Raw genomic sequence first — 24,316 nt, 5'->3', positions numbered from 1 at the left:
AGCGTTTATGTGTCGGGCCGCGTGGTCCCGTAGCTCAGTAGGATAGAGCGGCAGATTCCTAATCTGTAGGTCACAGGTTCGATTCCTGTCGGGATCACCAGCTAAGTCAAAGGGTTGGCTGACTTTTGCAATGCTCCCATGTTGCATTTTCTTGCAACTGGCTCCCGTTGCTTTCCGTTCGCCTCGAATCTCAAGCACTCCCTGGCCGCCGCGGTGAGAGCGCGAACAGCGGCAATCAGATGCGCCGGCCCGTCTTGGCGTCGAACAGATGCGCCGAGGCGCGGTCGATCTCGATCCGCACGCTCTCGCCTTGCTTCAGCGCCAGCCGCTCGCGGAAAAGGCAGGAGATCACCTCTCCGCCGCAGTCGACCGTGGCGAAGATTTCCGAGCCGGTCGCCTCCATGAGCGTGACTGTGCCGGAGAGACCCTGGCCGGTCGCCCGGATATGCTCGGGACGAATGCCGTAAACCAGTTCCCTTCCCGCGGCCTCGCTCGGCCGGATGTCTTGCGGCAGCGGCAAAGTCAGCCCACCGGCGCTGCGGAAGATGCCCTCCTCGATGTGGCCGTGGATGAAGTTCATGGCCGGCGAGCCGATGAAGCCGGCAACGAACAGATTGGCCGGCCGGTCGTAGAGATCGAGCGGCGCGCCGATCTGCTCGACCAGACCGTCATGCAGCACGACGATCTTGTCGGCCATGGTCATCGCCTCGATCTGGTCGTGCGTGACATAGATGGTGGTGGTGCCGAGCCGCTGATGCAGCGCCTTGATCTCGCCACGCATCTGCACGCGCAATTTGGCGTCGAGATTGGAGAGCGGCTCGTCGAACAGAAACACCTGCGGGTCGCGCACGATGGCGCGGCCCATGGCGACGCGCTGGCGCTGGCCGCCGGAAAGCTGGCGCGGATAGCGGTCGAGCAGCTTCTCCAGGCCGAGAATGCCGGCTGCCCGCTTCACCCGGCTCGCGGTATCGGCCGGATCGGCTTTTTTGATCTTGAGCGCGAAGCCCATATTGTCGGCCACCGTCATGTGCGGGTAGAGCGCGTAGTTCTGGAACACCATCGCGATGTTGCGGTCCCGTGCCCTGAGGTTGTTCACGGTGCGCTCGCCGATTGCGATCTTTCCGGCCGAGATCGTTTCCAGCCCCGCGATCATGCGCAGCAGCGTCGACTTTCCGCAGCCCGACGGTCCGACCAGGATGACGAACTCGCCATCGGCGATATCGACGCTGACATCGTGGATGATCCGAGTGGCTCCGAAAGCCTTCTGCACGTTGTTGATGCTTACCGATGCCATTGCGTATCTCCGAAGGAATGAGGGCGGATCAGGCGCTCAGCCACCCTTGACCGCTCCGGCGGTCAGCCCGGCGACGATCTGCCGTTGCGCGAACATGGTCAGCACCAGCACCGGCAGCGTCACCACGAGCGCTGCGGCGGCGAGCGGCCCCCAGCTCACCTGCTCGTAGGACAGCATGTTGTAGACCGCGACCGGCAGTGTCCGCGTCTCGCGGCTGGCGAGCACGACGCCGAAGACGAAGTTGTTCCACGAGAAGATGATCGACAGGATGAAGGCGACGACGATGCCGGGCTTGGCGATCGGCAGCGCGACCAGGCGAAACACCTGCCACGAACTGGCGCCGTCGATGTTGGCGGCCTCCTCCAATTCCATCGGCGTCGTCTCGAAATAGCCGATCATCACCCAGACCACGATCGGCACCGTCACCACCAGATGGATGATGATCTGCGGCCAGAGCGTGCCGAGGATGCCCAGCCACTGAAACAGGAGGAACAGCGGGATGAGGTAGGAAAGCCCGGGCGTCATGCGGGCGATCATGATGACGATCGCCGAGCGTTCCGCCTTGAGCCTGGCGATGCCATAGCCGGCCGGCACTCCGATCAGCAGCGCCAGCAGCGTCGCCGTGCCGGTCACCAGCACCGAGTTCCACAGATAGAGCAGGAAATTGTTCTCCTCGAACACCTTTGCGTAGTTCGACCAGGCGAAGCGCTCCGGGATCAGGATCGGCGGATAGGCGCCGTTGTCGATCTCGAACTTCAGCGACAGCGAGATCATCCAGAGGAAGAACAGGATCGCCGGCGAGACCAGCACCAGCGCCGCGAAGAACAGGCCTATCTTGTTGAGCAGCCGCGAGCTCACCTATTTGCCCTCCGTGTCGACCCATTGCGAGCGCTGGCGCAACATCAGGAGGATGAAGGACAGGGCCACGATGACGATGAAGAACACCACCGCCATGGCCGAGCCGTAGCCCATGTCGTAATAGGAGAAGGCGGTGTTGTAGAGATAGATGTTGATTGTTTCCGATGCCGTGCCCGGCCCACCTTGGGTCATCGCGTAGATGATATCGAAGCTCTTGAGCGCATCGATCGTGCGGATGATGACCGCGATCATCAGAAACGGCGCGATCATCGGCAAGGTGAGGTAGCGGAACTGCTGCCAGGCATTGGCGCCGTCGATCTCGGCGCTTTCGAACGGCTCGCGCGGCACGGATGCCAGCCCACCCAGCACGATCAGCATCACCAGCGGCGTCCACTGCCAGGTCTCCACCGCGACCAGCGAAGGAATGACGGTGTTGGCGTTGAAGATCCACTCCTGCGCCGGAATGCCGACCAGCGACAGGAGATAGTTGAGCACGCCGAGCTGCGGATGGAACATCATGGTCCAGACCAATGCCACGGCGACGGGTGTGGCCATCATCGGCATCACGAAGACGCCGCGCAGCAGGCCGCGCAAGGCAAACCTGGCGTCGAAAATGAGCGCGGCGACGGTACCGAAAAACATCGGCGCGACCACCGACAGGAAAGTATAGATCAAGGTATGCCAGAGCGATTCCCAAAACCGCGGATCGCTCGCCAAGCGCAGATAATTTTCCATCCCGGCAAAGCTTCGCGACTGGCCGAGCGTCCAGCTGTTGACGCTCATCCACAACGTGAAGGCCCAGGGGAAGACGATCACGGCGCCGACGACGACGAGCGCAGGAATGACGAAAGGCCAGTAGTTTGGAGCCAGCCGGATCGGCTGGCTCTCTTCGACGGCTTGCGTCGTCACCCCTGCGCGTTCCGGGGCGATGGCGGACATCAACCTTGCTCGCTCCTGTCGAGAACCGGCTGGAACTGCTCGGTGGCCTTCTTCAGTTCGTCGGCGGGATCGGCGCCGGCAATCATGTTGGTCAGCGCCACGCCATAGATGTCGCGGAACTCGGTGACCGGGATGATGACCGGCAGCGCCAGCCGGCTGATATTGCCTGAGCCGACCACGGCATCCAGCCAGCTCGCCGGCATGGTGACGCCGTCGCGCACCTTCGGGTCTTCCAGCACCGACTTGCGGAACGGCACGCCGGCGCCGGCCTGCAGCAGGCGCGCGCCCATGGCGGGTGACACGGCCCACTGGCAGAACAGATAGGCCGCTTCCTTCTTCGCGCTGGCGGACGTGACACCGATGCCGTCGCCGAAAGTACCCGCGGCATGCGCCTTGGGACCCTTCGGCATGACGCCATAGCCGACCTTGCCGACGACGCGCGATTTTTCCGGATTTTCCATCGGCGGCGCGAAGCCCACGCCATCGAACCACATGCCGATCTTGCCCTGCAGGAAGGCGGATTGCGCCTCGGCCCAGTTGAAGCCGGTGACGCCGGGAGGCGCGGCCTTGGTCATCAGCCGCTGATAGAGGGCGGCAGCCTCGATCGCCTCCGGCGAGGTGGTGCGCAGCTTGCCGTCGCTGCCGAGCGGCGTCATGTCGTAGCCGAGCATCAGCGACGTCCATACCGGCGTGTTGGCGTTCTTGAGACCGCGTGCGACGAAACCGAAGGTGTTGCTTGAGGGATCCGTCAGCGCTTCGGCGGCAGCCACCAGCTGCTCGAAGCTCTCGGGATATTTTATACCCTTGGCGTCGAACAACTCCTTGTTCCAATAGAGGATCCAGTAGTCGACCGAGAATGGCAGCGAGCGCAGCACGCCCTGGCCGTCCTTGGCGAACTGGATGCCCGCCTCGGCGAAGTCGCTTTCGGTCAGGCCTGGATCGGTGAGGCCCGGATCGGCAAGGAAGCCGGAAATGTCGGCCAGCCAGCCGCCCTTCTCGAACTGGCGCTTCTGCACATGGTAGCTCAGATGCACGACGTCGAAGCTTGGCTTGCCGGAGCTGAGCTCGATCACCGTCTTCTGGCGCTGCTGCTGTTCGGGTGTCGCCTCGGCATTGACCTTGATGCCGGTCAGCTCCTCGAACTCCGCGAGATTCTTCAGGATGGTGTCGCTGCGCGGGCTCTTGACCAGGTTGACGTCGAGCGTCGTGCCGGCAAAGCGCTTCCAGTCGACGCCCGCGGCGAAGCTCGGACGAAGACCGACGAGGCCGGTGGCGGCGAGAGCCGCGGTTCCCTGGAGCAGCTGCCTTCTGGTTGGACTGAATGGATTGGACGACATTTCTTCCTCCCGGTTGTCGTTGTCGATTTACGCCACGACGATTGCGGCGCGGTTTTGCTTCCTCAAATCTGCAGCGCCAGCCGGCGGGCATTGTCGATGTGCTGGCTGATCGCCTCGACCGCCACCTGCGGATCGCGTTTCTCCAGGGCCTCGATCACCGCAAGATGCTCGCGCATGACCGGCACGACGCGACCGTCGATGCGGAACCGCTCCTGATGGATGAGCCGGATCTTCACCGAATTTACCAGATAGGCCTTGGCGATGATCTCGTTGCCCAGCGCGCTGATGAAGGTGTCATGCATAGCCCAGTCGATGTTCTGGGCCTTGGCTTCCATTTCGGGGGTCGGGGTCTGCGCCAGCGCTTGGGCGAGCATGTCCTCGTGCTCGCGCCTGAGACCCGCAATCTCGGCGTCGGACGAGTTGACGGCAAACAGCGCGACCGCCTCGCGCTCCATGAACAGGCGGAACTGGAAAGCCTCGCGGATCAGGCTGATGTCGATATGCGCGATCTGCATGCCGCGTTGCGGTATGGTGGTCAGCAGCCCCTCGGCCTCGAGCCGCGGCACGATCTCGCGGATGGCTCCGAGCGGCAGGCCAGTGAAGGCGACCAGCTCGCGCTGCGAAACGAACTGGCCGGGCCTGAGGTCGCGGGCCAGCAGATGCCGCGTGAAGCTGGCATAGGCCTTCTCCCTGAGGGTTGCCGGTTCGCTCGTGTCGTCCATGCCGATCAGCGCCCTCCCCGGTTCAGGCTGCCTGTGTCGCAAACAGCCTGTCGTAAGCGGCGCCAAGCTGCTGCCGTTCCTGCAAGGCTACCGGCTCAAGCGGCGGCCGGACCGTCAGCCAGCGTTCGTCGCCGGTCTGGCGCGCCACCATGGCCTTCACCGCCGGGATGACCGGATGCCGGAGCAGTTCGAGGACGAAGCTTTCCACGCGGGAGTCGTCGCGTCCGCTCTCGATCATGGCGCGCAGTTCGCCGGCGGCGAAATTGGCCATGCCGGAAATCGCGCCCTGGCCGCCGATCCGCATCGCCGGCGCCAGATGCCGTTCGTCGCCGATGAGGATGATCAGGTCGCCATGCGTCTTGAGCAGCGCTTCGCTGTAGCCCCAGTCTCCACCGGAATCCTTGACCCCGGCGACCACGCCCGGATACGCCTTACGAAGCCGGCCGATCAGGTCGAGCGACAGCTGCACCGTCGTGACCGAGGGGATGTTGTAGAGCAGCATGCCGCGGGCCAGCGGACCGAGCGCGGCGAACACGGCGCCGAACCAGCCGAACAACCCGTCGTCACCGACATTCTTGAAATAGCTCGGCGGCGCCAGAAGGATGTTGCGGGCGCCGCGCTGCAACGCCTGGCGGCATTGTTCAGCGGCGTCCTCCGCCGCATCGACCAGCACGCCTGCAACGAGTTGGTCCGCGGGTATTCCCGCCGCAAGGATGGCATCGATGACCGCCTGCCGCTCCGCCGTACCGACGGAAGCGCCTTCGCCGGTGGTGCCGAACAGCGTCACGCTGCTGCAGCCCGCATCGAGACAGGCCCTAGCATGCTCGGTAATCAGCGGAACGGCGATCCGCCCGGCTGCATCAAAGGGCGTTGTGAGCGCAACCGACAGACCAAAGCGCGAACCCACCTGCAATTCTCCATTCATCAATCTGGTAGCAGGCGTAGCACACTGACATGTTAGTTGTAAACATAGCTCTCGGTCACGCTTGGCTGCGGCTGGAAACAATTCACAATGCCTGTAGAGCCAGTCCCGCCAGCGCGGATGCCGCAAGCGTCGGCAGCATGCCGGCCTTCAGCCTGAGCATGGCGACCATCGCCGCCGCCGACAGCAGCGCCGCGCGCCAGTCGAGCGAGGAAACGACCGGAACCTCGACGCCCCAGCCGACGCTCTCGACTTTGCCGAAGACGACATGCAGCGCGAACCACAGCGCAAGGTTCATCACCACGCCGACGACCGCTGCCGTTATCGCACCGAGCGCCGCCGACAACGCCTTGTTCTGCCGCAGCTGCTCGATGTAGGGCGCGCCGAGGAATATCCAGAAGAAGCAGGGCGCAAAGGTAGCCCAGAGCGTCAGCGCCGCCCCAAGCGACCCTGCAAGCAGAGGGGTGAGCGTGCCCGCATGGCGATAGGCGGCGGCGAAGCCGACGAATTGCAGCACCAGGATCAGCGGTCCGGGCGTCGTCTCGGCAAGTCCGAGTCCGTCGACCATCTCTCCGGGCGAAAGCCAGCCGAACGAGGTCACCGCGGCTTGCGCGACATAGGCAAGAACCGCATAGGCGCCGCCGAAGGTGACGACCGCCATCAGGCTGAAGAAGCCGCCGATCTGCGCCCATACGCTCCCCGGCCCTGCCAGCACGGCGATCAGCGCCACCGGTCCGAGCCAGATCGGCAGCCAGATGGCGATGGTCCGGGCTGCGTGCCATTTGGTCGGCACGGTGTGGCCGAGCTCGCCGCGCTCGAACATCAGGTCGACCACGCCGCCTCTGTCGGCGGCGGCGTTGCCCTTCCCCTGCGCCGAACCCGAAAACAGCCTGGGTGCAAAGCGATTGCCGACCCAGCCAATGAGTCCCGCCGCAAGCACGATCAGTGGAAACGGCAGCTTGAGGACATAGATGGCGAGAAAGGCCGCCACCGCGATGGCCACCATGACCCGGTTCTTCAGCGCCCGCTTGCCGATGCGGATCACCGCTTCGACGACGACCGCCAGCACCGCCGCCTTGATGCCGAAGAACAGCGCCTCGATGACCGGCGCGTCGTTGTAGAGCATGTAGAAACTGCTCAGGACGAGCATGACCAGTGCGCCTGGGAGCACGAACAATGTCCCGGCGACGAGGCCGCCGGCCGTCCGGTGCAGCAGCCAGCCGATATAGACGGCAAGCTGCTGCGCCTCGGGACCCGGAAGAAGCATGCAGTAGTTCAGAGCATGCAGGAACCGCTCCTCGCCGATCCAGCGGCGCTCCTCGACCAGTTCCTTGTGCATAAGGGCGATCTGCCCGGCCGGCCCGCCGAAAGAGAGCAGGCCGATCTTGGCCCATAGCCGCGTCGCTTCACCGAAAGTCGGCACAGCCGGGACATCGGCCGGCTGCGCGGCGCTGTCCTTGGCAAGCACTGTCATTGTTGCTTACCCCCAGCCGGCCAGTTATGCGTCTCGTCCGTGGCGTCGCGGCACCAGCGGAAGAAAGCGTCATAGAGCAGCATGCCGGCTTCGAGCTGTTCCAGGTCGTCGCGGAACATGCGCGACAGGCCGAGCGACGCGGCGAGGAACCCGGCAGCCTGCGGCACCAGGTCGAGACGCGATGTATCCGCGCCGCGCACGATCAGCGCCAGACGATCGAGCGCCTCGGTGCGCAGGCCGAACTCCTCGATCATCGTGTCGAAGGTGCAATGATCGCCGCGATGGCTCCAGAACACGCCTTCGATGTCGAAGGGCACCGCGGCGAAGCGGTCCGCGACCAGGGGCACCTCGGCCGGGTCGACGAACAGGAACACGGCGCCAGGATCGACAAATCGCCGGATCAGCCAGGGGCAGGCGATGCGATCGACCTTCGGCCGGGAACGCGTGACCCATACGGTGCGACCCTTCCCGTCGCGGGGCGGAATCGCGGCGGCCGCGACCAACGGCGCCTTGGCGGCGGCCCAGGCCTCGAAACCGCCTTCCAACGATTCCGCCGGAATGCCCTCGTGGCGCAGCCACGCGGCAACGCCTTGCGAGAGCTTCTCTCCGCGCTGGCAGATGACCACGACCTTGGATCCGGAGAAGTCGGCCGCCCAGGTCGAGACGGTTCTGAAGTCGCGCCGGCAAGAAGCCGGCAGCAGCCGCGGATCGGCTTGAAAGTCGTCGTCGATGCGTACGTCGACGAGACGAGGTGCATCCGGCAGGCCGACGAGTCGGGCAAGCTGCGGCACTGTGATCTGAGTTGTTGACGGCATGGCGTCCACCTCCTGAACGAAGAGAGTTTGGACGCGATCGTTGGGCTGACGCCTCACGGGGTCGTCGCGGGGAACCCCTTAGCCAGGATGCTGGAACGCTCCCCTACGATTGTCAAGAATTCTTGTCGAGGAAGGCGCGGCCCCGCACCTTCTTTGGAAGCTGCACTTACTGCGCCGTCCAGCCGCCATCCATCGGCAGGGTCGTGCCGGTCATCTGCTTGGCCGCATCCGAGCACAGGAACAGCGCCAGTGCCGCCAGTTCCTCAACGGTGACGAACTCTTTGGTCGGCTGCGCGGCAAGCAGCACATCGTGCTTGACCTGTTCCTCGGTCATGCCGCGCGCCTTCATCGTGTCGGGGATCTGCTTCTCGACCAGCGGCGTCCAGACATAACCGGGCGCGATCGCATTGACGGTGATGCCATCCTGCGCGACTTCCAGCGCCACCGTCTTGGTCAGGCCGGCAATGCCGTGCTTGGCCGAGACATAGGCCGACTTGAACGGCGAGGCGACCAGCGCATGCGCCGAGGCCGTGTTGATGATGCGGCCCCATTTGCGGCTCTTCATGCCCGGCAGCACCGCCTTAATGGCATAGAAGGCGGCAAGCAGGTTGATGCGGATGATTGCTTCCCACTTGTCGTCGGGGAACTCGTCGATCGGCGCGACATGCTGGATGCCGGCATTGTTGACCAGGATGTCGAGGCTGCCGAACGCCTCCTCGGCCTCGCGGATCATGGCGGTGACCGCCCCGCCGTCCATCATGTTGGCGCCGGAATAGCGGCACTTGACGCCGAAATCCCTCTCGATGCCGGCGCGCTCCTTTTCGATCGCCGCGGCATCGCCCAGGCCGTTGATGGTTACGTTGGCGCCCTCGGCGGCAAAGGCGCGGGCGATTGCAAGGCCGATGCCGCTGGTCGAGCCAGTGACGAGCGCATTCTTGGAAGACAGCGAACCCATGGCAGATCTCGCACGTGGAGGGAGGGACTGTTGAAGCACATAGTTTGTGCGTCGCAACATAACAATGCCATGCCCCTATTTCGGTGCGATTACAATGTTGTGATGCAGTTCGAGTGACAGGAAGGTGGCGGTCCTAGGGCGTACATGGCACTGTCATGGTGCCGTGCAACATAATTCCCTGTGCGTGTCCCGTGTGTCATTCCTGAAGGGTGAACAGCTTGGAAATCGCCGAAGTCGTGAAGCGCGCCTATGCGATGCCGCTTACCAACCCTTCTTTTCCGCCAGGCCCCTACCGTTTCTTCGACCGCGAATACATCATCATCACCTACCGCACGACGCGCGAGGCGCTGGAAGCCGTCGTGCCGAAGCCACTCGAGATCGATGTGCCGCTGGTCAAGTATGAGTTCATCCGCATGCCGGATTCGACCGGCTTCGGCGACTATACCGAGACCGGTCAGGTGATCCCCGTGCGCTTCGGCGGACAACATGGCGGCTATGTCCATTCCATGTATCTCAACGACGACGCGCCGATCGCCGGCGGCCGCGAGCTCTGGGGATTCCCGAAGAAGCTGGCCAGCCCCAAGATCGTGCATGAGGGCGAGGTCGTGGTCGGCACCCTCCACTATGGCAGCGTGCTCTGCGCCACCGGCACCATGGGCTACAAGCACCGCGAGGCCGACCACGACCAGGTGCTCGCCTCGCTCGCCGCGCCAAACTTTCTGGTCAAGATCATCCCGCATGTCGACGGCAGCCCGCGCATCTGCGAGCTGGTCCGTTACTACCTCACCGACGTGACGCTGAAGGAAGCCTGGATGGCGCCGGCCGCGCTCGACCTTCGGCCGCACGTCATGGCCGACGTCGCCAAGCTGCCGGTACTGGAGGTGGTCTCGGCCGTCCACTTCATCGCCGATCTGACGCTCGGACTGGGCGAGGTCGTTCATGACTATCTCGCCGGCCGGTCCGCGACCAGCGCAATCCAGCCGGAGAAGGCTCGTGCTTGAACGCACCCCAAAAACGGCGGCAGCCGCCACCATCGAGGAAATAACGGCGCAATACGACCGCATCGCCCTGGTGTTCCAGGGGGGCGGCGCGCTGGGCGCTTATCAGGCCGGTGTCTATCAGGCGCTGTCCGACGCCGGCTGCGAGCCGACCTGGCTGTCCGGCGTCTCGATCGGCGCGATCAACGCATCGATCATCGCCGGCAACGAGCCGAGCCGGCGCCTGCAGCGGCTGGAGCAGTTCTGGCAGACGGTCTCGGGCCGCAAGATCTGGGCCTATACGCCCGAAGGCGACATCTATCGCGACATCCGCAACCGCACTTCTTCGTGGATGACGATGACTATGGGCCAGCCCGGCTTCTTCAAGCCACGCAATCCCAATCCCTGGTTCCAGCTGCCGGGGGCGGAAGGCGCTACCAGCTTCTACGACACCGCCGAGCTGAAGGACACGCTGGAAAGCCTGATCGACTTCGACATTCTGAACGACGGTAAAAAGCGGCTGAGTGTCGGCGCCGTCAATGTCAGGACCGGCAACTTCGTCTATTTCGACACCGACAAGGTGCGCATCGGACCGGAGCACATCATGGCGAGCGGCGCGCTGCCGCCGGCCTTCCCCTCGATCCGCATCGAGGGCGAGTACTACTGGGACGGCGGCATCGTCTCCAACACGCCGCTGCAATATCTGCTCGACCAAGAGGAGGACCGCACCTCGCTGGTCTTCCAGGTCGATCTGTTCAGCGCTCGCGGCGTGCTGCCGCGCGGCATGGCCGACGTGCTGTCGCGTCACAAGGACATCATGTATTCCAGCCGCACGCGCCAGAACACCGACAATTTCCAGCGCATCCATGCGCTGAAGATGAAGCTGCTCGATGCACTGAAGCGCGTTCCGCCGGAATTTCTGATAGAGGGCGAGAAGGAATTGATTGCCGACTATTCCGACGCCGGCGTGGTCAACATCGTCCACCTGATCTACCAGCACAAAGGCTACGAAGGCCACGCCAAGGACTATGAGTTCTCGGGGACCTCGATGCGCGAGCACTGGGAGATGGGCCTCGAGGACACCGAACGGACGCTGCGCCACAAGGAGTGGCTGATGCTGCCGACCAATGTCGAAGGCGTCGCCATCCACGACCTGCATCGCGAAGACCCGACCTGATACCTTTCGGCAACTATGACCCGCCGTCGGAAAACTCCGGCAGGTCCTTTGCCGGCCAGTGAGCGCTCGCTCGACGCACTGGATACAAATGAAGAGAGCGCCGCGAAAGGCGCCGTCTTTGTCTCAGCGTCTTTGCCGCCGCTGATGTGAGCCTGCGACCTATCCGGCTATCTTGAGAAGCGAGGAAACCAGGAGCTTGTGCTCCTGCTGCGACAGCACGTCTGAATCGAAAAGATTCATGCTGCGCAGCCCCTCGATGGCGAGGAAACAAACCAGCAGCGAGCCGAGGTCGTCCGTTTCCCCCTTCAGCCGTTCGAACAGCTGCCGCTTGAAGGCTTTGATCGGCGTCAGGAATTCCGGATCCTCGGCGATCGCGGAGAACATCCAGGAGGCCGAAGGTTTCGGCTTCTCGCAATCATCGGCCGAGAGCCGTATGTAGGCCGCGAGCGCGCTTTCATCGCTTGCCTCGGCCGTGCGTTCTTCGAGCGCTTGCTCGAAAGCATTGAGGTAATTCTCGACCAGCCCCTGCATCAGCTTGGCCTTGGTCGGGAAATTGTAGAGCAGACCGCCCTTCGACACGCCGGCCCGATTGGCGATGGCGTCGAGCGACAGGCTTCCCGGGCCCGCCTCGCGCGCCACGTCGGCTGCCGCTGCAAGTATCCTGTCGCGCGAGTTTGCCCTGCGAGCTTTCATCACGCCTTCCCTTACATTAGGCCTTGTGGAATTGACAAGACCGTCCAGACGGTACAGTAAGGCGCCCGCAATTTGAAATCGGGATTTATCGTCGATATGTGTCCCGGCAATTGACGTTGCCGGTTGCCGGCTCGAGGGGAACTATCCGTGAAGCGCTTCTTCATCATCACCGGAATTCTGCTGCTGCTCGCCGTGGTGTGCGCCGGCATCGTCGGCTTCAACCTGTTTCGCGACAATGCGATCAAGCAGTTTTTCGCCACCATGAAACCGCCGGCGGCGACAGTGTCGACCATCGTGGCGAAGCCTTCGAACTGGACGCCCGGCGTCGAGGCGATCGGCACCGTCAACGCCGTGCGCGGCGTCGACCTGACCGTCGAGACCGCCGGCATCGTCAAGGACATCCTCTTCCACGCCAACCAGAAGGTTGCGGCCGACGCTGTGCTTCTGCAGCTCGACGATGCCGTCGAGAAGGCCGATCTGGTGGCACAGAAGGCTCAGGCAGCATCCGACCAGGCGGCGCTGACCCGCGCGCTGGAATTGCAGCGGCGTGGCGTCGGCACCGACGCTACGCTTGATGCCGCGCGCGCGGCGGCGACCGCATCGGCCGCGCAAGTGAACAAGCTGCAAGCCGTGCTCGACCAAAAGCAACTCGCAGCTCCCTTCACCGGGACGGTCGGCATTCCGAAGATCGACATTGGCCAATATCTGGCGCCCGGCAACTCAGTCGTCACGATCCAGGATCTGGACACGATGCGGGTCGACTTCACCGTGCCCGAACAGCAGCTGCCGCTGCTGAAGATCGGCCAGACGGTGCGGATCGGCAGCAACGCTGCCGACATGTCCTTTGCCGGCTCCATCCGCGGCATCGATCCCAAGATCGACCCGGCAAGCCGGCTGGTGTCGATCCGCGGCGAGGTCGCCAACCCGGAGGGCAAGCTAACCCCGGGCCAGTTCGTGCAAATCCGCGTTGAGTTGCCGGAGGAAAGCAACGTCATCTCGGTGCCGCAGACGGCGGTGACCTCAAGCCTGTACGGCGACTATGTCTTCGTGGTGGTGCCGCCCAAGCCCGCTGAGGCCGGCGCTGCGGCGCCAGCAAAACCGGAAGATCAGAAGTCCGGCGCGGAGAAGCCTGCCGGCGATGCAGCCAAGCCGCAAGCCGATGCCTCGAAGCCGACCTCCGATACGGCAAACGCCGCCGACAGCGCTGCGAAGCCGGCTGAGAACGCTCAAAAGCCGGCCGAAACCGGGCAACAGCCGGCACTCGTTCTGTCGCAGGTCTTCGTCAAGCTCGGCCGCCGCAACAACGGCATGGTCGAGATCGTCGAAGGCCTGAAGGCCGGTGACCAGGTCGTGACCGCCGGTCAGAACCGGCTCTTCAACGGCATGTCGGTTGCGGTCGACAACACCGTTGATCCCAGCAAATCGGCAAACAAGCAGGTTCAGCAATGAGCTTTTCCGATATCTTCATTCGCCGCCCCGTCCTCTCGACGGTGCTGGCCTGCATGATCCTGCTCCTGGGTTTCCAGGCCATCTTCAACCTGTCGATCCGCCAGTATCCGAAGGTTGACGAGACGGCGATCACCATCACCACGGCCTATCCCGGCGCCAGCGCCGACCTGATTCAGGGCTTCATCTCCGCGCCGATCGCGCGCGCCGTCGCCTCGACGGAAAACATCGACTACGTCACCTCGTCGAGCCGCCCGTCTTCGAGCACGGTGACCGTGCAGATGAAGCTCGGCTCCAACCCCGATGTTGCGTTGACCGAGGTGCTGTCCAAGGTTCAAGGCGTGCGCGGCACCTTGCCGGATGCCGCCAAGGACCCGGTGATCGTCAAGGGCACCGGCCAGCAGTTCGCGATGATGTATATTTCGATGCAGAATCCGAACATGACGAAGGAGCAGTTGACCGAGTACATCGAGCGCGTCGTGCGGCCGCGCATCTCGACGGTGGAAGGCGTCGCCGATGTCCAGATCTTCGGCGCCGAGGAATATTCGATGCGGGTCTGGATCGACCCGGTCAGGCTCGCCGCCCGCGGCGCCACGGCCGCCGACGTGCTGACTGCGATCAACAATTCCAATTTCCTGTCCGCGCCCGGCAACACACAGAACGAGTATGTGGTCTCCTCGATCGCGGTTCACTCGACCCTGCAGACGCCGGAAGCCTTCGCGCAGCTCCCCATCCGCTCGACCGACGGCCAGGTGGTGCGGCTGCGCGATGTGGCTCGGGTCGAGCTTGGCGCCGCCAGCACCGACACGAGGGTGAGCTTCAACGGCAAGCCGGGCACCTTCCTGGCCATCTTCCCGACGCCTGCCGCCAATCCGCTGACGACTGCCGAGGCGATCCACAAGATCGTGCCGGTGATCCAGGATACGTTGCCGAAGGGCATGACGATCGAGATCGTCTACGATTCCACCGAGCAGATCAGCGCCTCGATCGAGGAGGTGTTCAAGACCATCGGTGAGGCTGTCGCCATCGTCATTCTCGTCATCCTGCTCTTCCTCGGATCCTTCCGCTCGGTGATGATGCCGATCGTGACGATCCCGCTGTCGCTGATCGGCGTCTGTTTCATTCTGTTTGCGGTAGGCTATTCGATCAACCTTCTGTCGCTGCTTGCCATGGTGCTGGCGATCGGCCTTGTCGTCGACGACGCCATTGTCGTGGTGGAGAACATCCACCGCCATATGGAGGAAGACGGCATGTCGCCGATGCAGGCGGCCTTCAACGGCATGCGCGAGATCTTCTCGGCAATCGTCGCCATGACCATTACGCTGGCTGCCGTGTTTGCGCCGCTTGCCTTCACCGGCGGCCTGACCGGCGCGCTGTTCCGCGAGTTCGCGGTCACGTTGGCCGGCTCCGTGGTGCTGTCCGGCCTGATTGCGGTGACCATCACGCCGATGATGTCGGCTCGCCTCTTGAAGGCCGGCGCGCACGGCCGCTTCCAGCGCATCGTCGACGGCACCTTCAGTCGTGTCGAGCGCGTCTACGAGCGGGCGGTGACCGCTTCGCTCAGAAACAGGCCGGTTACCTTTATTATCGTCGTCGCGCTGGTCGCGCTCACCGGCTTCATGTTCACCAAGACCTCGACCGAACTGGCGCCGGAGGAAGACCAGGGCTTCCTGCTTTCCATCGTAACCGCCCCGCGCTACGCGACCTCGGACTACACCGAGACCTACGTCAACCAGATCCTCGGTCTTGTTAAGGACATTCCGGAAACGCGGGCGCAGTTCTCGGCGGTCGCCTTCGGCGGCGCCACCAACGGCGCCTTTGTCGGCTTTGCCTTCAAGGACTGGGCCGAACGGCAGCGCAGCTCGAAGGAGATCCAGGCCGACATCACCGGTCGCTTGGCCAAGGTCGCCGGCGTCGAGGCTTTCGTCTTCGCGCCGCCGACGCTGCCCGGCTCGGGCGGCGGCCTGCCGATCTCGATGGTGGTTCGCTCGACCGGCGATCCCTCGGAAGTCTTCGACCAGGCCGAGAAGATCAAGAACAAGGCGCAGGCTTCCGGCCGCTTCATCGTCGTGCAGAACTCGATGTCCTATGACGCCCCGCAGGTGACCGTCACCATCGACCGCGAGCGCGCGGCGGCGCTGAACCTGCCCATCGCCGATATCGGCAACACGCTGACGCTGCTGGTCGGCGGCGCCGAAGTGGCGCAGTTCGATCGCGACTCCAACAGCTATGACATCATCCCGCAGGTGCCGCAGGAGTTCCGCGACAATCCGGCGAAGCTCGGCGAGTATTTCGTGCGCAGCGTCGACGGCAAGATGGTGCCGCTGTCGGCGGTCGTGCATATCTCCACCAACGCCTCGCCGGCAGCGATCGAGCAGTTCAACCAGCTGAACTCGGCCACCATCTCCGCCCTGCCCTTGCCTGGCGTGACCACCGGCGACGGATTGAAAGTGCTGGAGGATCTGGCCAGGGAAACGCTGCCCGACACCTTCTTCATCGACTATTCCGGCCAATCGCGGCAGGAAAAGGAGCAGGGCAACACCATCCTGATCGCCTTCGCGGCCGCCGTGATCGTGATCTACTTGGTTCTGGCCGCTCAGTTCGAGAGCTTCCGCGATCCGCTGATCATCATGATGGCGGTGCCGCTTTCGATCTTCGGTGCCATCGTGCCGCTCAATATCGGCCTCGGAACGCTCAACATCTACACGCAGGTCGGACTGATCACCCTGATCGGCCTCATCACCAAGCACGGCATCCTTTTGGTGGAATTCGCCAACCAGCAGCGCGAAATCCATGGCATGCGGCGCCGCGATGCCATCATCGCCTCGGCCAAGGTGCGCCTGCGGCCGATCCTGATGACGACGGCCGCGATGGCGCTCGGCGTCGTGCCGCTGATCATCTCCAGCGGCGCCGGCGCCGCGGCGCGCTACTCGATGGGCCTCGTCATCTTCACCGGCATCTTGGTCGGCACGATGTTCACGCTGTTCGTCGTGCCGATGTTCTACACCTTCATCGCCAGCAAGGACCTGCCGCATCTCGCCGAGAAGCCCGATCCGAAGCTGATGCCGGCGCTGCCCACCTGAAGCAATCCAGGACTGCTCCAAAGACAAAAAAGAGGCCGGAAAATCCCGGCCTCTTTTTTTAGGCGGTCGCCCCACGGCTTCGGCGCCAGAGCAATTCCAGGAAAAGTGTGGAACGGTTGCTCGGCGACTTCGCCGTGGCCTTCCGTCCGGAATTGCGTCGAACCTGGCTTGAAGGCGGCAATCCGCCCGCTACTTGACCCGTTACTTTACGATGAGGATGCTGGTGTTGCCCGGGCCGAAGGCCTCGACGAGCTGATAGAAGTCGGCCGCGGCATCGGGATGCAGGCGCACGCAGCCATGCGAGGCTGGCCGGCCAAGATGCTTGATGGCATAGGTCGCATGCACCGCATAGCCGCCGCTGAAGAAGACCGAATGCGGCATCGGCGCATTGTCGTATTTCTTCGAATACCACATCTCATGCATGCGGGTCGGCTTGAATGACCCTGTCGGCGTGATGTGCCCCCTGTCGCCCGTCGACACTTTCCAGGTGAACGTCGGCCGGCCGTCGACCGTGACTTCCATGATCTGCTGCGACAGCGAAACCCGGGCGACGAGCTGGTTGGCATGAGCGGCGTTGCTGCCGAAGAGCAAAGCCGCGCCGGTGAGCGCGGCGGCGGTGACGTGGATGAGCTTGGCTGAAATGGCGGTATGCATGACGATCCCTCTCTCTTATGCCGGTCGGGCCGGCTGCAATTTCGATGGATCGTCTTATCGGGATCACCTGTTTCAGGCCTATTTCGCTTAATATGCGTTAATGTTTCGAATTCGTTTCTCTAAGTTAACGGCCTAATTCCAGAGAACACGCTCCCTTAGACTGGCTGCCGGCAATACCAAGCAGGCCGAAATCGGCGGACAAAGCGTATATGGCCTTGATATGAATGCCTTTCTCCTAATCTCGAAACCGAATTGCAACAAAGCGCGACTTGCGCGGCATGATGCGGATACAGGCCCGCAGCAATGTCGACGTCACGGGAACAGACATCAGCAAGCGAAAATGGGCAGGAAATCGAAAGTTCGCACCTGGTTTCTCAGGATCGGCGTCTAGGCGCCATGAATTCCGGCGAGGTTTCGACACTGCACACTGCACTGTTCATCGCCACGGTCTGGATCATCTCCAGCCTGCGCGTCAACCGGCTGAGGGCCCTCTGGCGGGTCGGTCTTCGGCTGATAGGGATGCGCGGCCCCTCCGGCTACTTGCTGCCGAGAGGACCGAAGGCCCGCGCCGCAGCGGGGGGCTCCGTAAGCGGCGCGGGCGCTTCGGGAGTTTCCTGAAGCATCGACGACTATCGAATTGGGGATTGAGTTATGAAGACGAAATTTGCCGCTTCGGTGCTGTCCGCACTGCTTTATGCCCAGGGGCTGCTTGGCTTTGCCGCGCTTGCAACGGTGCTGCTCAAGGAGCGCGCCCACGCCGAGATCGCCGCCAGCGCCGAAATGCTGTCCGGCCCCTCGGTCCTCGTGGTGCGCTAGGCGCCGGCGTCGGATCCAAAAGTGCGAAGCGGTTTTGGAAATCCGATGCAAGATCGAGGAAAAGACCTGGTGGCCCTCGCCTCAGTCGGTGCGCGGCGTCGGCGGATCGAACCGGTAACCGGCACCCCTGATCGTGGTGATGGTCTCCGTATCGAGCTTACGGCGCAGCCTCACGATGCGCGAATCGATCGAGCGGTCGAAAGCGTCGGCATTCTCGGCGGGCGCGGCGGCAATGATGTCGTCGCGCGTCAGCACCTTTCGCGGGCTCGCCAGAAACAATCTCAACAGCGCCACCTGCCCCGGCGACAGCTGATCCTCGGCGCCGGAACGATGCATGACCATGGCCGACCTCAAGTCGACGGTCGCATTCTCCAGCACGATCAGTTCCTGGGGGTTGCGGCCGCGCCGCGTCAGCAGGCGGCCGATGCGCGCCGCCAGCTCGCGCACATTGAGCGGGCTTTCGATCACGTCGGCAGCGCCGAGTTCCAGCGCCAGCACCTTGTCGACGAGATCGGCGGGCCGGCAGATCAGGATGAAGTCGCAGCCACCCTCGCCGCCCCCGCCTTGGCTACTATAGCGCTTGAGCAGTTCGCGCCCCTCCGCCTGGGTCACGTCGTCACCGACGACCACGACGTCGATGCCGCCTGCCGAAAGCAGCGACTCCGCCTCCCAGGGCTGGCGCGCCTGACGCACATCGTGCCCGCGCCGCTCGAGATGGTCGGCCAGGTCGCCGGCCACCACTTCGGCAACCGACACAAGCGCGACGACGGATCGTGCTGCCATTTTCTCCACTCCGCCACGGACAACTCGAGATGAGCGCTGGACATCATGTTTATACCCAATCTACTTTCCGCTGAAAGCGGGAGCGAGACCATTGTGAAGGCGCGTATTATTGTCGTCGAGGACGAGCCGGATCTGAGGGAAGCGGTTGCCGAGTATCTCGGCGCCAGCGGCTATGACGTTGCCACGGCCGAGAATGCCGCGGCGGCGCGTAGCCTGCTCGAAGCGCAACCCTTCCACCTCGCCATCCTCGACATCGCCATGCCCGGCGAGGACGGCCTGTCGCTCGGCCGCTGGCTGCGCTCCAAGACGCAGATCGGCATCATCTATGCCACCGCCGCCGGCACAGCGCTCGACCGCATCGTCGGCCTGGAGCTCGGCGCCGACGACTACATCGTGAAGCCCTATGAGTTGCGCGAAGTGCTGGCGAGGGTCCGCAGTGTGCTGCGCCGCGTGCCGCAGCCGGTTGCCCCGCAGGCCGCGAAGACCGAGGCCGGCACGCGCCGCTTCATGAATTTCGGCAGCTTCCAGGCCGATTTCGACGGCAGGCTGGTGACCGGCGCCAACGGCGCGGTCATCGAGATGGCCAAGAGCGAGTTCGACGTGCTGGAAGTTTTCCTCACCCGCGCCAACCGGCTTCTGACGCGGGCGGCGATCTCGGAGGCGATCGGCTTCGTGGAAGACCCGGAATCGTCGCGCGCTGTCGACATCCGCATCATGCGTCTGAGAAAGAAGATCGAGGCGGACCCCGCCAATCCGAAATTCCTGCGCACGGTTCGCGGCGAAGGCTATATCTTCTCGCTGCCGGCTGGCGACGGCAACTGACTCCGGCGCCGCGCACCTTCCGGATACGCAATCGACGCTGTAGCATTCCGGTCCGGCGGCATGCCCCCAGAAAACCGTTGTCGATTTTCGGGCTTGTGTGCTGGATTTCATGGTTTACCGATATGGCCCCGGAGATTGACGTTCGACGATGACAGCTGAGGCCGCACGGACAGAGATGCACGGCTCCCGCCAGGGCGCCGCGATGGCGGCCGTCCATGTCGTTCGCCGCTTGCGCGAGGCGGGCGACTGGCAGCGCGAGATGGACAGCATACTGGAGGCACTGTGCCGTTCGTTGGACTGTCAGCGCGGCATTCTCTTCCGTTTGCGCGAGTTGCCGGGCGAGGGCTTTGCCCAGTCCGTGGCCTCCTATTGGATCGACCCTGCTTTTGGCGGCGAGCTCGCATCGCCTACCGTGATCATGCAGTCGATCATCAACTCCGATCCGCTGCTGGAGCAGTTGCAGGAGGATGAGCGCCAGGGCAAGGTCTTCGCCGGCCACACGCGCGACCTCGATGGTTTCCTGCGGGCCGATTTCGAGAAGCAGAACATAAAATCCTTCATTTCGGTGTCGGTCTTCGCCCACGGCCATCTCTGGGGCACTCTGGCGGTCAATGATTGCGCGGCCGAACGCGAATGGACGGATGAAGAAGAGGCGACGCTTCACATCATCGCGCTCGCCATCGGCGACGCCATCGAGCGCTCGCCCTCAGAGGCGCATGCCAGCGAGGTTATCCGCCGCACCATGCTGCAGGCTTCGCTCGACGCCATCATCGTCATCGACGAGGCCGGCTCCATCATCGAATTCAATCCGGCCGCCGAGAAGATGTTCGGCTTCAAGCGCAGCGACATCCTCGGCAAGGATCTGATCGACACGATCGTGCCGCACTATTACCGCAAGGGTTATTCGTCGGGCGCCGAGTACATGGCCGGACGGGGCGCGCCGATGGTAGGCCAGCGGCTGGAGACAGTGACCCAGAACGCGGCCGGCGAGATCTTTCCGATCGAGCTGACCGCGACGGAGATGCGGGTTGCCGACCGCCGGCTCATCTTCGGCTCGATCCGCGACCTGCGCGAGAAGCTGCACGCCGAAGAAGAGATCAACCGCCAGCGCGAGAAGCTGCACCAGAATGAGAAGATGGCGGCAATGGGCTCGCTGCTCGCCGGCGTCTCGCACGAGCTCAACAACCCGCTGGCGGTTGTGGTCGCGCAATCGACGCTGCTGCATGAATTCGCGGCCGACCCGCAGACCAAGGTGCGCGCCGAAAAGGTGCGCGCGGCCGCCGAACGCTGCGGGCGCATCGTCAAGAGCTTCCTGTCGATGGTCCGCCTGCATCCGACCGAGCAGGCCGAAACCGACCTTAACCAGGTGATGCGCTCGGCGCTCGAAGTGACCGCCTATGGTGCGCGCTCCAGCGGCATCATCATCGACACCGACTTCGCCAACGGCCCGCTGCTCGCCATGGCCGACGCCGACCATGTCACGCAGGTCGCGGCCAACTTCCTCATCAACAGCCAACATGCGCTGGCCGGCATCACCGGCGAGCGGCGCATCAAGGTGCGGACCTTTCGCAGCGAGCGCGGCAATCCCGGCTTCTCGGTCGAGGACAACGGACCCGGCATTCCCGATGCGATCCGCTCACGCATCTTCGAATCCTACTTCACCACCAAGCCGGTCGGCGTCGGTACCGGCATCGGCCTGTCGATCTCGAAATCGATCGTCGAGCGTCACAACGGCAACATCTGGTTCGAAGAGGTGCAGCCGCACGGCGCACGCTTCGTCGTCCAGTTGCCGGCGATTGTCGGCAATGCGGCAAAGGCCGGCGAGGGTCCGGCGCGGTCGAGCGGGCTGCGCCATGCGCTGATCATCGACGACGAGCCCGACGTCGCCGGTTCGCTGTCCGACATATTGGAGCTCATGGGGCTCAAGTCGCGTCTCGTGCCAAGCTGGACGTCCGCCGGCGAGGTGCTGAGCGGGCACATGCCGCCGGACATCGTGTTTTCCGACCTGCGCATGCCGGGCACCAGCGGCATATCGATCTACCGTGAATTGCTGGCCGAACGGCCGGGGCTGGCGCAGCGTTTCGTGCTGGTCACCGGCGACCTCATCGGCGCCAAGGCCGAGATTGAGGCACTGCCGCCGCAGCAGCGGCCGCAGATCCTGGAGAAGCCCTTCTCGACGCTCGACGTCCGCGGCATCCTTGCGACCGTTGCCGATGTCGCGGCGGCCGACAACGGCGCCGACATCTGAAATTGCTCCCTCTGCGGCTTCACCTGGATATCGTCGGATTCGAAAAAAGAGGCTCCCGACCGACTTTGCGGCGGGAGCCTGACTGGAGCGCGGAGGGTGCGCTCAGGGGAGCCTAAAACACGTTCGGGGTGTCGGTCAGCGGCGCGGCATTGGCGATCATACGCACAGCTCGGGCCCGTTGCTGACCGGACTGCTCGGCAATGGCACGCAGGCATTCGGCGTTCTCGGCGCCCCAGCTCTGCCCTTTGCAGGCGAATTCGACTTGCGACTGCGGCAGGCGCGCGGTTTTGAGCGTCGTCGGCGCGCCCTCCACGACATTGGCCGGAGGATTGATCGAGGCGAAAGCGGGACCCGCGGCTGGCGCAAGCACCATGCTGGCGAAGGCGGCAACGCCCAGCAGCATGAACATCGCCATCGGATGGTCGCTGGCGCGCTGGCGCAACGCCAGCTTCGGACGGCGATCATTGCGCTCGGGACCGTAAGAGCGGCGGCTGGCATCGGCGATCCGGACTTTAGCAAACATCGGCTGTTCCCTTCGTTATCTTTCTTTTTTCCTTGAAACGAACTTAACCGCACCACGTAACAGCCGAATGATAGGGCGCGATGGCCCATGTAACAGGACTGAAACGGGGATCGTTCTGTTCCTTTTGCTCCTGTCGGATGCGGCGGACTGTAAGCGACCTCACACAGGCGCAGAATTGGCATGGCTGTCGCGATCGTCCGATGCGCGAAGCGCGTCGAAACGGTGCCCTCACAAACTGCGGATCCGAAGCTGGAACCGCCGTTTTGCACTCCTGGTTAAGGCTCGGATTTTCCGGGATTTTCTCGGCTCGGATGACTGCAAGCCGGTCGGCATGAAATTTCCATATTTTCACAAGCCATTGCATTTTAACGGAAAATGTGTTTTTATTGAACGAGCATTCAACAAAACGAGAGCATTTTCATGAACCCGCACCTGCGTGACGTGGCGATCCCCAACGATTGGGACCGGCGGGGTTTGCCGGGGTGGAGTTACCACTCCAACGCCCTTCTCGAGCTTGAGAAGGAATACGTCTTCCGCAATCACTGGCAGATCGCCGGCCATGTCTCCGACGTGCCAAATCCGGGCGACTATCTGACGATGGACGTCATCGGCGAGCGGGCGCTGATCGTGCGCGGCAAGGACGGCGTCGTGCGTGCCTTCAACAACATGTGCCGTCATCGCGGCAGCCGCGTCGTCGCCGACAGTCAGGGCACCTGCAAGAACGCGCTGATCTGCCCGTTCCACGGCTGGGTCTACAATCTCGACGGCACGCTGCGGGGGGCTGCCCGTCCGCGCTCCTTCCCGGAACTCGACAAGACCGAGTTCGGGCTGATGCCGCTCGATCTCGAAGTCTGGATGGGCTTCATCTTCATCCGCTTCCGCAACGGTGGCCCGCAGCCTTCCGTGGCTGAACTCTTGAAGCCGATCGAGGCGGAGATCGCCCATTACAATGTTGCCGACATGGTGCCGTGCTTGGGCATCTGGACCCAGAAATCACCGGTCAACTGGAAATCGGTGCGCGACGTCGACAATGAGGGCTATCACGTTGCCATGGCGCATCCGGCGCTGCAGGACCTCTACGGCGCGACCTATTTCGACGAACCCTTCGTCAACGGCGTTTCACGGTCCTTCGCCACCTACAACCCGCATGCCGGGCGGCGCTGGAGCGTCAACCAGTACATCAAAATAGCGCCCGAGCCGACGCACCTGCCGGAGCATCTGCGCAAAGCCTGGATCTATTACGGCATCTTCCCCAACAACGCGCTGTCGATCATGCCGGAATCGGTGCAGTTCTATCAGGAGTTCCCGCTGTCCACCGGCGAGACGCTGCTGCGCGGCGCGATCTATCGCTACAAGGACGAGACGCGGGAGCAGGCGGCGGCGCGCTACCTTGCATACCGCATCGACCGCGACACCATGAACGAGGATGTCCAGCTCTCCGTCTGGTCGAACGAATCCATGCTCTCCGAGGCGTTCGGGGGCTTCTACCTCTCCGACCTCGAATATGGCGTGCGCACCCACCACGACCATCTGCGCAGGCAGGTGCCGGTCCTGAACTTGGAGACCGCACCGGAGGAAAAGGACATGTGGGGATTGAACGACGCGCTGCGGTCGAGGGGGTGAGAGCGTTCTCTCCCCGTTCCACGGGGAGAGAACTGTTACCTATGTATCCGGTTCAAAGTGTTATCCATCTATCGGCTGGACAGCAGGCAGGTTGAGGGGCAGCGCCGGCCTGCGGGGTTATACCTCCAACAGATGAAGCGCTGCAGGTCCGGCTG

22 protein-coding genes and 1 tRNA gene are annotated in these 24,316 nt (G+C 63.5%); 10 read left to right on the top strand and 13 right to left on the bottom strand.

What is annotated here, in order from left to right; translation table 11 throughout:
* Positions 1–23 precede the first annotated feature (23 nt).
* Positions 24–100: transfer RNA gene (locus CK218_RS17945), tRNA-Arg, on the top strand.
* Between the two features lie 135 nt (positions 101–235).
* On the opposite strand, the gene ugpC is transcribed toward CK218_RS17945, so the two are convergent.
* The 9 genes from ugpC to CK218_RS17900 all read right to left on the bottom strand — a co-directional run bounded on the left by ugpC (position 236) and on the right by CK218_RS17900 (position 9,316).
* Positions 236–1,294 carry a sn-glycerol-3-phosphate ABC transporter ATP-binding protein UgpC gene (gene ugpC / locus CK218_RS17940; RefSeq protein ID WP_095828421.1) on the bottom strand — a complete coding sequence of 353 codons (1,059 nt, stop codon included), beginning with the start codon at positions 1,292–1,294 and terminating at the stop codon, positions 236–238.
* Between the two features lie 36 nt (positions 1,295–1,330).
* A complete protein-coding gene (locus CK218_RS17935) occupies positions 1,331–2,152 on the bottom strand; it encodes a carbohydrate ABC transporter permease (RefSeq protein WP_082953638.1) in 822 nt (273 codons plus the stop codon).
* Complete coding sequence (locus CK218_RS17930; protein ID WP_095799868.1) at positions 2,153–3,091, bottom strand: sugar ABC transporter permease; 939 nt, start codon at positions 3,089–3,091, stop codon at positions 2,153–2,155. It lies immediately after the preceding gene.
* Positions 3,091–4,428 carry a sugar ABC transporter substrate-binding protein gene (locus CK218_RS17925; protein WP_095828420.1) on the bottom strand — a complete coding sequence of 446 codons (1,338 nt, stop codon included), beginning with the start codon at positions 4,426–4,428 and terminating at the stop codon, positions 3,091–3,093. The genes CK218_RS17930 and CK218_RS17925 overlap by 1 nt, the downstream gene beginning before the upstream one ends.
* Before the next feature lie 62 nt (positions 4,429–4,490).
* Positions 4,491–5,150 (bottom strand): GntR family transcriptional regulator, encoded by a 660-nt coding sequence (locus CK218_RS17920; protein ID WP_095828419.1) that lies wholly within the window; start codon positions 5,148–5,150, stop codon positions 4,491–4,493.
* A gap of 22 nt (positions 5,151–5,172) precedes the next feature.
* Complete coding sequence (locus tag CK218_RS17915) at positions 5,173–6,057, bottom strand: dihydrodipicolinate synthase family protein (protein WP_095828493.1); 885 nt, start codon at positions 6,055–6,057, stop codon at positions 5,173–5,175.
* A 100-nt stretch (positions 6,058–6,157) separates the two neighbouring features.
* Positions 6,158–7,546 carry a chromate efflux transporter gene (gene chrA / locus CK218_RS17910; RefSeq protein ID WP_095828418.1) on the bottom strand — a complete coding sequence of 463 codons (1,389 nt, stop codon included), beginning with the start codon at positions 7,544–7,546 and terminating at the stop codon, positions 6,158–6,160.
* Positions 7,543–8,361, bottom strand: a complete 819-nt coding sequence (locus CK218_RS17905; RefSeq protein WP_095828417.1) for a sulfurtransferase/chromate resistance protein — start codon at positions 8,359–8,361, stop codon at positions 7,543–7,545. Before CK218_RS17905 ends, chrA begins: the two co-directional genes overlap by 4 nt.
* A gap of 166 nt (positions 8,362–8,527) precedes the next feature.
* The gene (locus CK218_RS17900; protein WP_095828416.1) at positions 8,528–9,316 is read right to left on the bottom strand and encodes a 3-hydroxybutyrate dehydrogenase; all 789 of its coding nucleotides are present in this window, start codon (positions 9,314–9,316) and stop codon (positions 8,528–8,530) included.
* Between the two features lie 218 nt (positions 9,317–9,534).
* Here CK218_RS17900 and CK218_RS17895 point away from each other — a divergent pair, with 218 nt between their 5' ends.
* Both CK218_RS17895 and CK218_RS17890 read left to right on the top strand, forming a co-directional pair.
* Positions 9,535–10,317, top strand: coding sequence for an acetoacetate decarboxylase (locus CK218_RS17895; protein ID WP_095828492.1), 783 nt, complete (start codon positions 9,535–9,537; stop codon positions 10,315–10,317).
* The gene (locus CK218_RS17890; protein WP_066990413.1) at positions 10,310–11,470 is read left to right on the top strand and encodes a patatin-like phospholipase family protein; all 1,161 of its coding nucleotides are present in this window, start codon (positions 10,310–10,312) and stop codon (positions 11,468–11,470) included. The genes CK218_RS17895 and CK218_RS17890 overlap by 8 nt, the downstream gene beginning before the upstream one ends.
* A 159-nt stretch (positions 11,471–11,629) precedes the next feature.
* Here the strand turns inward: CK218_RS17890 and CK218_RS17885 are convergent, their stop codons facing one another.
* Entirely contained in the window at positions 11,630–12,163 is a 534-nt protein-coding gene (locus tag CK218_RS17885; protein WP_066990416.1) for a TetR/AcrR family transcriptional regulator, read from the bottom strand.
* Between the two features lie 147 nt (positions 12,164–12,310).
* Here CK218_RS17885 and CK218_RS17880 point away from each other — a divergent pair, with 147 nt between their 5' ends.
* The gene (locus tag CK218_RS17880) at positions 12,311–13,612 is read left to right on the top strand and encodes an efflux RND transporter periplasmic adaptor subunit (RefSeq protein WP_095828415.1); all 1,302 of its coding nucleotides are present in this window, start codon (positions 12,311–12,313) and stop codon (positions 13,610–13,612) included.
* A complete protein-coding gene (locus tag CK218_RS17875) occupies positions 13,609–16,692 on the top strand; it encodes an efflux RND transporter permease subunit (protein ID WP_066990424.1) in 3,084 nt (1,027 codons plus the stop codon). The genes CK218_RS17880 and CK218_RS17875 overlap by 4 nt, the downstream gene beginning before the upstream one ends.
* Before the next feature lie 201 nt (positions 16,693–16,893).
* On the opposite strand, the gene CK218_RS17870 is transcribed toward CK218_RS17875, so the two are convergent.
* A complete protein-coding gene (locus CK218_RS17870; protein WP_066990426.1) occupies positions 16,894–17,346 on the bottom strand; it encodes a L,D-transpeptidase in 453 nt (150 codons plus the stop codon).
* 396 nt (positions 17,347–17,742) lie between these two features.
* Here CK218_RS17870 and CK218_RS17865 point away from each other — a divergent pair, with 396 nt between their 5' ends.
* Together CK218_RS17865 and CK218_RS17860 are read left to right on the top strand one after the other, a co-directional pair.
* A complete protein-coding gene (locus CK218_RS17865; protein WP_066990429.1) occupies positions 17,743–17,964 on the top strand; it encodes a hypothetical protein in 222 nt (73 codons plus the stop codon).
* Positions 17,965–17,997: 33 nt separating this feature from the next.
* Positions 17,998–18,162: a hypothetical protein gene (locus CK218_RS17860; protein ID WP_082980317.1), complete on the top strand. Its 165-nt coding sequence runs from the start codon at positions 17,998–18,000 to the stop codon at positions 18,160–18,162.
* An 81-nt stretch (positions 18,163–18,243) separates the two neighbouring features.
* On the opposite strand, the gene CK218_RS17855 is transcribed toward CK218_RS17860, so the two are convergent.
* Positions 18,244–18,945, bottom strand: a complete 702-nt coding sequence (locus CK218_RS17855) for a response regulator transcription factor (protein ID WP_066990432.1) — start codon at positions 18,943–18,945, stop codon at positions 18,244–18,246.
* Positions 18,946–19,038: 93 nt separating this feature from the next.
* On the opposite strand from CK218_RS17855, the gene CK218_RS17850 reads away from it, so the two are divergent.
* On the top strand, positions 19,039–19,767 hold the full coding sequence (locus CK218_RS17850) for a response regulator transcription factor (protein ID WP_067319230.1): 729 nt from the start codon (positions 19,039–19,041) through the stop codon (positions 19,765–19,767).
* 148 nt (positions 19,768–19,915) lie between these two features.
* Positions 19,916–22,015, top strand: a complete 2,100-nt coding sequence (locus CK218_RS17845) for a sensor histidine kinase (RefSeq protein ID WP_179294531.1) — start codon at positions 19,916–19,918, stop codon at positions 22,013–22,015.
* A 112-nt stretch (positions 22,016–22,127) separates the two neighbouring features.
* On the opposite strand, the gene CK218_RS17840 is transcribed toward CK218_RS17845, so the two are convergent.
* Positions 22,128–22,538, bottom strand: a complete 411-nt coding sequence (locus CK218_RS17840) for a hypothetical protein (RefSeq protein WP_095779309.1) — start codon at positions 22,536–22,538, stop codon at positions 22,128–22,130.
* A gap of 420 nt (positions 22,539–22,958) precedes the next feature.
* On the opposite strand from CK218_RS17840, the gene CK218_RS17835 reads away from it, so the two are divergent.
* On the top strand, positions 22,959–24,161 hold the full coding sequence (locus CK218_RS17835) for an aromatic ring-hydroxylating dioxygenase subunit alpha (protein ID WP_095782476.1): 1,203 nt from the start codon (positions 22,959–22,961) through the stop codon (positions 24,159–24,161).
* Positions 24,162–24,316: the final 155 nt, after the last annotated feature.

The sequence above is a fragment of the Mesorhizobium sp. WSM3879 genome (assembly GCF_002294915.1).
Lineage (GTDB): Bacteria > Pseudomonadota > Alphaproteobacteria > Rhizobiales > Rhizobiaceae > Mesorhizobium.
This window is presented reverse-complemented; position numbering and strand designations above follow the sequence as displayed.